General features: G+C 47.0%; 6 protein-coding genes and 1 pseudogene. 3 read left to right on the forward strand and 4 right to left on the reverse strand.

Translation table 11 applies throughout. The features are described 5' to 3' along the window. Window positions 1-608 precede the first annotated feature (608 nt). Window positions 609-1,583 (forward strand): annotated as a pseudogene (locus RIM23_RS14500) (zinc ribbon domain-containing protein); the annotation flags it as partial. 430 nt (window positions 1,584-2,013) lie between these two features. Next, the gene (locus RIM23_RS14505; RefSeq protein ID WP_446367939.1) at window positions 2,014-3,549 is read left to right on the forward strand and encodes a serine/threonine protein kinase; all 1,536 of its coding nucleotides are present in this window, start codon (window positions 2,014-2,016) and stop codon (window positions 3,547-3,549) included. On the opposite strand, the gene RIM23_RS14510 is transcribed toward RIM23_RS14505, so the two are convergent. From RIM23_RS14510 to RIM23_RS14525, 4 genes are all read right to left on the reverse strand, one after another. After that, window positions 3,525-3,701: a hypothetical protein gene (locus RIM23_RS14510; RefSeq protein WP_446367940.1), complete on the reverse strand. Its 177-nt coding sequence runs from the start codon at window positions 3,699-3,701 to the stop codon at window positions 3,525-3,527. The genes RIM23_RS14505 and RIM23_RS14510 overlap by 25 nt on opposite strands. Before the next feature lie 33 nt (window positions 3,702-3,734). After that, a complete protein-coding gene (locus RIM23_RS14515) occupies window positions 3,735-5,141 on the reverse strand; it encodes an NAD(P)(+) transhydrogenase (Re/Si-specific) subunit beta (RefSeq protein WP_446367941.1) in 1,407 nt (468 codons plus the stop codon). A 13-nt stretch (window positions 5,142-5,154) separates the two neighbouring features. Then, window positions 5,155-5,433, reverse strand: a complete 279-nt coding sequence (locus RIM23_RS14520; RefSeq protein WP_446338094.1) for an NAD(P) transhydrogenase subunit alpha — start codon at window positions 5,431-5,433, stop codon at window positions 5,155-5,157. A gap of 90 nt (window positions 5,434-5,523) precedes the next feature. Beyond that, window positions 5,524-6,669, reverse strand: a complete 1,146-nt coding sequence (locus RIM23_RS14525) for a Re/Si-specific NAD(P)(+) transhydrogenase subunit alpha (RefSeq protein WP_446367942.1) — start codon at window positions 6,667-6,669, stop codon at window positions 5,524-5,526. Between the two features lie 941 nt (window positions 6,670-7,610). Between RIM23_RS14525 and RIM23_RS14530 the strand changes: the two genes are divergently transcribed. After that, complete coding sequence (locus tag RIM23_RS14530) at window positions 7,611-8,144, forward strand: DUF2808 domain-containing protein (RefSeq protein WP_446356020.1); 534 nt, start codon at window positions 7,611-7,613, stop codon at window positions 8,142-8,144. Window positions 8,145-9,113 lie beyond the last annotated feature (969 nt).

Raw genomic sequence — 9,113 nt, forward strand, 5'->3', positions numbered from 1 at the left:
TTCCCAAATGCGTTTAACCGCTATGGGATAGAGAGGTGCGTAGTTCACGATTATGAGAATTAATCTCTCAAAGTAAAAGCGAAGGGAATTTCTGCAATGAAATGAAGTCTGTCTATATTTGACTATACTTTTACCAACTATTAACTGGTACACCATTAGCAATAACCTATCTAATTTATCTGTAGCAGGGGTTTAGGGAGGTCGTAAGACCCACGCTGTAATCTATGATGAGCGCGATGGGATACACGACTTCCCCAAGTTAATTTAGTTAACTCAATGTTCACCTAAATTAACATTTAACCTGAAGTTTCCCCATACATATGTACTATACCAAGGCTAAAGCCTTATAACGCAATGCTTTTAGCGCTCAATCCCCTCAAAAATCGTACCCATGTAGCACTTGCTATCATTAGCGATCGCGCTATTTTTGCAATAGACAAGAGATCGGTGAAAACCATCGCTACATCAAGGTTGAGCGCGATTGTACATAAGTACGGCGCGTCAAAAATCGCGCCAAGCCGCACGGTGAGGCAGTGCAAGATTTTTTGACTGGGGGAACTTCAGTTTAACAGCACACTATCATCCAGTAAATACGCTATAAGATAGCTATGCTGACACTTAACTATCGTTACCGAATCTATCCAGATGTCACTCAAGAACAACGGTTAATTGAGTGGATGGAAATCTGTCGCCGTGCATATAACTATGCCTTGGGGGAAATAAAAGATTGGTGTAATAGTCGTAAGTGTTTGATTGATAGATGCTCTCTGGAAAAAGAGTACATCATTCCAGTAGATGCCGCATTCCCCGGCGAAGTACGGCAGCTTAATAATCTGCCGAAAGCCAAGAAGGAATTTCCCAAGTTAAAGGAGGTTCCTTCTCAAGTCCTTCAGCAAGCGATTAAGCAATTGCACAGAGGCTGGGACTATTGTAGGTCTCGCGGGTTTGGTTTTCCTAGGTTCAAGAAGGTTGGGCAGTTTAAGTCGTTGCTGTTTCCACAGTTCAAAGAGAATCCAGTAACGAACCTCCAGATCAAACTGCCAAAATTGGGGACAATCCCAATCAACCTGCACCGCCCTATTCCATCTGGCTTTACGGTTAAGCAGGTGCGAATTATACGCAAAGCCGATAAATGGTATGCATCAATCAACATTCAATGCGATGTCAGTGTCCCTGACCCTAATCCTCACGGACATCCAATCGGGGTAGACGTAGGTGTAGGGGCGAAGCATTTGCGTACTATACTTATGCCACTTCCTGTTCACTAATCTCCGCAAATGCTTCGCCCTTACTTGCTGTTGTTGACGCTAGAGGCACTTCTCAGGAGTGTCCTGAATGTAAAGGTGAAGTCAAAAAAGACTCGGATTACCGGGTGCATGATTGTCCCCATTGCGGTTTTAAAACTGACCGCGACGTAGCTAGTGGTCAAGTCATCAGAAACAGAGGAATAGAGCTAATCAGTACCGTTGGACAGACGGGAATAGAAAGTGCCTGTGCAGCCGTTCTACCGGGGGTTGAGGTAACTCAATCTAGGCAAGTGGCGAAATCCCTCCTATGGAATAACCAGGAAGTTCTCAAAGTGATTTGGGAAGCCAACACCATAATCTTTGATTTGGTGTGGGAGGATGTCACTCCGATTTTCTGTGTCACCTATAATCAGAAGTATAAAGCGTGAAGATCACTCACTGGGATTTGACCCCCCCCTAAAAATCTGCGACGTTTTACCTGCTTTTGTGTGTTAGCTTAGCAGGATAGAGTCCGGGATAGACCGATAAATTCTACGTCATCCTTGACATTTTTAACTTCTTGAGTTAGTTATTGTGCGGTTTGCCACAGGTGTGGCTCCAGTTGAGCGCTCAACGAAGCGATGAACTATGGCTAGTCACCATGGAACGAGTAACCGAGTGAGTTATTGGGTTTAGTTCTTGAGGATGCTACTTGCCGAATTGCGCTTGGGTCAAACTGGTAAATAGGTATTGTTCACAACTGCTCCAAGCTCTCACTAAACCAATCATGACAAAAGACCCTAATCATGGTCGCATACTCGCCAATCGCTATCAACTCATTGGGTTGATAGGTCAGGGCGCTATGGGTCAAGTTTATCAAGCGAAAGATATGTTACTCGGCGGCGTTATTGTCGCTGTCAAATTCATCTCCCAAACCTTGCTCAACCAAAAAATGCGCGATCGCTTTGAGCGAGAAGCGACGATCTGTGCGCTACTTGGGGAAAAAAGTAATCATATCGTGCGCGTCCGGGATTATGGCGTGGATGAAAATGATATTTCGTTTTACGTCATGGAGTTCCTAGAAGGCAATGGCTTAAGTGAAATCATTCGCGATCAAACCATACCCTTACCTCGGTTTCTCAATATTAGCCGTCAGATTAGTTTAGGGCTGCAATGCGCTCATAAGGGGATCGTGATCGAAGGTGAACTTAGCCCAATTATTCACCGAGATATTAAACCCAGCAATATTCTCGTGGTTCAAGACGCCTCCTTCGGGGAACTGGTAAAAATCCTCGACTTTGGCATTGCTAAGCTGATCCAGTCCAACAGCGAGCAAACACACTCGTTTATGGGGACGTTAGCCTATTGTTCCCCCGAGCAAATGGAAGGACGGGAACTGGATAACCGCTCAGATATTTACAGTCTGGGTGTGATGATGTTTGAGATGCTCACGGGCGAAATGCCGATTGTGGGCGAATCCAATTCCTTCGGCGGGTGGTACAAAGCCCATCACTTCAGTCCACCGCGCACCTTTGAAGCCGCAAAACCCGATTTGAAATTGCCCAAAGCCTTGGAAAATCTGGTGATGAGTTGTTTGGCAAAAGAGGCGAGCGATCGCCCGCAAACAATTGAGGAAGTCATCCAGACGTTAGAACCCTTAGAACAGCGTTTTGGTCAAGGACGACAACTCGGTCAACGGATTGGTGCGGTACTCTCGAAAATACCCCGCGTAGAAGAACCGCCCCAGCCTCCAGCTCGTTCCATTGAAGACCTCTGTTTACAAACATCTTGGCCCAAAAACAAACCCCAAGCCTCGATTGTTTTTCCTCATATGATTCGCACCAGTCAGGAACTGTTAGCCACCCTTTGGGTGATGCTGACGAAGGACGATATTGAAAACCGCCGAATTAGTACCCGCTATAACCAATTCCTGTTTCTGATGTCTCCTCATCCCATGGTGTTATGGATTACAGCATTGCATAACCGGCAACATGGCGCCCGTTGGCTAACCTGCTATTTGGATCTGAAAACTGCCATGGGTCAGAAAGTGATCCGCATTTTAGGAGAATCGGGAAGCTACCGGATTTTATTCTTTGCCCTGACTCAACCCGAACGCTGCGCCAATGTGATGACCTCCACCATTGCATCAACTCAGCGGAAACTGCTCTTGGATTGGGCAAATGCTAGCCATGCGGCTATGCCCAGCGCTCAGCCTCAGCTGAGTAAACGAATTCTCAAGCAAGAGCTTGAGAAACTTAAGCCGAAAATTGTCATGAAGCTAGAAGCCGTTCATACTGATTATCCCACCGATATTTCCGGATAGGATTTAATATTCTGTAGGGGCGGGTTTAGGGACTCAATTCCGCTATTCACCGATAACCGTTCAACAAAACCCGCCCTTTCCCACCAATAACTCTCAACAACACCTGCCATGATTCGATTTTCGGGGCGGGTTGAGTCACATTCGGATGGCAAAAATGATCATCGTCAAACCCGCCCCTAGGTTAATTAAAGCTGCTTCACTTGAGCAACTAGCTGCGCCACAATATCCTTGGCGCTACCAAACAACATCATGGTCTTATCGCCGTAGAACAGCTCATTCTCAATCCCAGCAAAGCCGGCGCTCATGCTTCGCTTAATCACGATCGCGTGCTTTGCCTTATCGACATCGAGAATCGGCATACCGTAAATCGGACTACCGCTATTGCTGCGAGCGGCTGGATTTACCACATCATTGGCACCAATGACGAGGGCGACATCCGTGTTATCAAACTGAGGATTGATGTCATCCATATCATAGAGCTGGTCATAAGAGACATTCGCTTCGGCTAAAAGTACGTTCATGTGTCCCGGCATACGACCCGCAACTGGGTGAATGGCGTATTTGACCTCAACGCCCAGTTTTTCAAGCTGATCAGCTAACTCGCGCACCGTATGTTGTGCCTGAGCCACCGCCATACCATAACCCGGAACAACGACCACAGAACGGGCATAGCCCAACATCATTGCCCCTTCTTCAGCATCGATGCTATGGACAACCTTGTCCCCTACACCACCTGCGCCACCAGCACCGCCTTTGGCGTCACCGCTACCAAAGGCACTAAATAGCACGTTGGGTAGGGAACGGTTCATCGCCTTACACATAATATTGGTCAGGATTAAACCCGAAGCCCCAACTAACGCCCCAGCCACAATCAGCATATCGTTCATCACGACAAAACCCGCCGCGCTCGCCGCTAACCCAGAAAACGAGTTCAGCAGTGAGATCACCACAGGCATATCGCCGCCGCCAATCGGCAGGACAAAGAAAATCCCTAACACCGAGGAGATACCTACCATCGACAGAAAGATGGTTGTATTCTCCGGTGTGACTAATAGGTAGCCACTGCACACCAAAAAGCTAATCAGGAGTAAGGCATTAAAAAGTTGCTGTAAGGGAAACTTTACCGGCTTACCCGTAATCAACCCCTGTAACTTGCCAAATGCTACAAAGCTGCCAGTGAGCGTGACTCCACCAATCAACACACCCAGAATCACGGTAATCGTAGACCCTAAGGGTACACCTTGACCCGTGCTGAGCAAGCGCCAAAATTCCCCGATCGCGACTAGGGCTGATGCTGCACCGCCCAACCCATTCAGTAAGCCTACCATCTGAGGCATGGCAGTCATCGCGACTTTATAGGCGGCGATTACGCCAATTACGGAACCCAGGGCGATCCCTGCCACAATCATCTGATAATTTAAGACCTGTTGGTTAAGCAGAGTTGCCACTACAGCCAGCAGCATTCCTACCGAAGCCCAAACATTTCCTTGGCGTGCCGTAGCTGGTGATCCCAGCTTTTTCAACCCAAAGATAAATAATCCCGTTGCGACTAAATAGGTTAGTTCAATCCCAGTCGGCAGAAACTCGCTCATGCTTTCACCTCACTTATTTTTTAAACATTTGCAACATTCGATCCGTAACTAAGAAACCGCCCACCACGTTAACCGTGGCTAACACCACAGCAATTAAACCCAAAATGACTGTGACATTCCATTCCTTAGATCCGGAGATAAGCAAGGCGCCAATGACGGCAATACCGGAAATGGCATTAGCGCCAGACATCAAGGGAGTGTGCAGGGTGGGTGGCACTTTGTTGATCACTTCAAAACCAACAAATGAAGCTAACACGAAGACAAATAAACTGGCAATAAATGTGGTGGTCATCCCTTCCTCCTTTTTCGGGCTTCATGATACTAACTTTTCTTTGAGCAAGCGACAGGGTTCATCGCCAAAGACAAAACGATCAACCATGACCTATACTTTTGTGCTCATTTGAGACAGAGCATCTTTGACCCGCTGATTACGAATTTCGCCCCCATGGGTGACACAGGTGCTCTCTACAATATCATCCTCAAAATTGAGTTGTAACTGTCCCTCTTTTACCAGGTACTGCAATAACGTTGATATATTCTTGGCATACATCTGGCTGGCGTGGGTGGGCATGGACGAGGGGACATTCATTGGACCAATAATTGTCACGCCATGACGGACAATATCTTTCCCCGCTTCGGTAACGGCACAGTTTCCACCTTGTTCGGCGGCGAGATCCACGATCACCGAACCTGGATTCATTTGCTGTACCATTTCCTCCGTCACTAGCAAGGGGGCTTTTTTCCCAGGAACTTGGGCGGTGGTAATTACCACATCGGCTTGCTTGACGTGTTCAGCGATCACCTCTTGGGTGCGCTGTTTAGCGGTGTCAGAGATTTCCTTAGCATAACCCCCTTCAGCAACGGTGTCTTCTTGGATTTCTACCTCGACAAACTTCGCCCCTAAACTTTGCACTTCTTCCTTAACCGCCGGACGAATATCAAAGGCTTCTACCATAGCACCCAGGCGTCGGGCAGTCGCGATCGCTTGTAAGCCAGCGACTCCTGCACCGAGGATAAATACTTTTGAGGGTTTAATCGTTCCCGCTGCTGTGGTTAACATGGGGAAGAATTTCGGTAACGCGGCGGCGGCAATCAGTACTGCTTTGTACCCGGCTACCCCAGCTTGGGAGGACAGCGCATCCATACTCTGGGCGCGACTGGTACGGGGAATCAATTCCATACTGAAGGCTGTCACCTGGCGGTTTGCCAGTTTCTGGGCGACGTCTGGCTTACCCAGGGGGTTGAGGAAGCTAATTAATACCGATCCTTCCCGCATCTGGTTGATTTCATCATCTTTGGGAATGCCCACTTTCACGATCACATCGGCTTCACCCCAGAGTTTGCCCGGATCTGAGACTAAGGTAGCCCCTGCTTCTTCGTAGGCGCGATCGCTAAAAAACGATGCCTCTCCCGCACCATTTTCTACCCAAATCTCTAAGCCCTGTTTGACTAAACGGGCAACAGTATCCGGAATCAGGGCGACCCGATTTTCGCCAACTTCAATTTCTTTAACCAGTGCTATTTTCATGAAAACTCCTTCTAACCGAAAAAACTATAACTTAGTCATTAGGCTACTGCCATACACGAAGGGCGTATTTTTATGACATCATAGCCCTTGTGCCTTCCTTTTGCATCAACCCTACACAGGCTATTTTTAGCTGGTAGAATTTTTGGGTCTTGAGCACGATTCAGTCTAGTTCCTCATCCGTACTGAATTAGCTACAGTTTAATCGGAATATTCCTCTGCCATTCTCCTAATATCCAACATCTTTATTTTATAGGCTACTCCTACCTAGTATCGCTTGAGAAAATAGTCCTAAATTTTGTAATTGAGTCAGCTCTTGTTCATCTACATTGAATAGCAATAAGTTTTGACAAAAACCGTAAAACTCTCTCCCTGTCTCCCATCAGCCTCAACAATCAAATTAATTCAATGCGTGAGAGCTTGCTATTTGCCTCCTAATAGTATTCGGTAATACTCAGAAGTATGAGCAGCTTTTTGCCAATTTTGTGTATATTTAACTACAGATAGGATAAAAATGAACAAGAGGGTGATAGTAGGCTGCCAGACACTTTAGCGGAGTCAATCCGAGTAGCGTGGCACACCTAAAATGGTGGATTAGTATTGTAGGGGCGCACGGTGTGCGCCCAATTTCACCGTCAAATCTATTCCACAATTTTAGCTGTGTCAGTCCACTAGGTTCCCAGAAACCAACCTTCAAAGGTGACAGGCTCCTCCTGAGAAGGGCGGGCGCTCCTAAAGTTTCGGGACAGTGCTAAAACGTTTGCGGTAAAACCAGCCCCTAAATCCGGAGCTTCCCCAGGTGGGAGATGAACCTAAGGCACTTTTCCCACGTCTTGAGCGTCTGCAACATCGCCGGACTACGGTATAACTTAAATCTGCTACAGTCAAAAACTGTAAAGCTTAGTAAAAATCTTAGTTTTTTTACAGCGAAAGGTCACCCACTTATGTTTACCCGCAAATCTCTTCTAGGACGCTTCGTTTCAGCCGTTGCTTTAACAGGCTGTTTATTCACAGGTTTAGCTGTCCAGACTTGGGCTCAGAATAATCCCGGACTCACTATTTTTAGCGGTGTGCAACGGGAAAATATTCTCAGGTACTATTTTGACTTTGGGGGTCGTGCAGCGGCTTGGGATCGATTGAGATTGAGGATTCCCAGCAAAAAGATGGAATTAGCGGTACAGCAATTTGTCGTTCGTTATCCAGATTATTACACAGGAAAATTTAATCCAGATCGGATTGAGGTCAGGGTTGACGGTGAATCCCTACCCATTGCTGAGGTGGACTGGGATAAAGACAATTACCAGATCCAGATTTATATGCAGGAGCCAGTTCCAGCCCAAGAAAAGGTGGAAATCGTGTTGTCTGATGTAAAAAATCCCCGGTTTGGCGGCACCTTTTATTTTGAATGTCTGGTATGGACTCCCGGTGATGTTCCCCTACCGCGTTATTTGGGAACCTGGATTCTGACGATTAGTTAGTTTTCACTCACACAGATGAGGAATCAGAGATAGGGGATAAGTTTAATACCCAGGCGTGACAAATTAGGGGATTGGAATGTTAACGTGACGCGGAAGTCTCCACCTTCAGTCTGGAGCGGGTTGTATCGAGCCGCAGGTGAGTACCCGCAATGTCTAAGGTGGGGATAGGGAGCGGACCCTCCGAAGGTACGGAGTCAATCAATAATCAATAGGTGTGCTTAGTACACCTATTGATTATTGCTACATATTCATGTTATCATTATTAGCCTGGTCGCTGACCCGCCTAGGCGTATGGACATCAGACAGGCTAATTCCGAAGTAGGAGTAATATGCTTGCCGCTCCAAACATCGCAGCTAGGGAAAGAACATGACCACTGGTACGTAAGGTTACGCCCTGCGGTAAAAGACTCTCCCAAGCCATGTTGTACGACAAGCAATAACAACCTGTGGGAGGCGGGTTGCTGCCTGTGGACGCCCTTGTAAGACCAAACCAAACATGGGTTTGGAGAGGCATCGACGGATGAAGCGGGAAACTCCGTTCGCGTAAGCGTGGCGTGAGCCAAGACGAATAAGACCGTCATTGCCTAGTTGAGTTGGAGGTTCCCCAACTTCAGCGAAGCAAGTTGGGGTACTTCACCTGGGAAAAGTTGTAGAACTTCTTTGAGTTTTCCCAAGTATTCCCATCTGGTTTGGTAGAAAGATAAACAATAAACGGTCAGGAACCTCAGCCTAAAGGCATGAGGCTTGAAAGAGAAATCTAACAAGCCATTCTGACCAGCTTAAGTCTTAACTGACTACGTTATCGGCAAGTGTTCAAGACCTACCAGTAGATGCTCCCGCTAGTCTACTGCTCTAGAACCGAAAAGTTAAACAGTTTTAAGGTCACTGAAACAGTGCTTTTTGGATAGTTACCGACCGATAACATTGGCGAAGCTAACTTTACCCGAAAGGAGATTGAGGCAACCATAC

It is taken from the genome of Coleofasciculus sp. G3-WIS-01 (assembly GCF_040223135.1).
Lineage (GTDB): Bacteria > Cyanobacteriota > Cyanobacteriia > Cyanobacteriales > Coleofasciculaceae > Coleofasciculus.

Excerpts from the sequence above, each read along its gene's own strand:
- RIM23_RS14505 (WP_446367939.1), top strand. The coding sequence starts at position 2,014 with ATGACAAAAGACCCTAATCATGGTCGCATACTCGCCAATCGCTATCAA.
- RIM23_RS14515 (WP_446367941.1), bottom strand. The coding sequence starts at position 5,141 with ATGAGCGAGTTTCTGCCGACTGGGATTGAACTAACCTATTTAGTCGCA.
- RIM23_RS14520 (WP_446338094.1), bottom strand. The coding sequence starts at position 5,433 with ATGACCACCACATTTATTGCCAGTTTATTTGTCTTCGTGTTAGCTTCA.
- RIM23_RS14525 (WP_446367942.1), bottom strand. The coding sequence starts at position 6,669 with ATGAAAATAGCACTGGTTAAAGAAATTGAAGTTGGCGAAAATCGGGTC.
- RIM23_RS14530 (WP_446356020.1), top strand. The coding sequence starts at position 7,611 with ATGTTTACCCGCAAATCTCTTCTAGGACGCTTCGTTTCAGCCGTTGCT.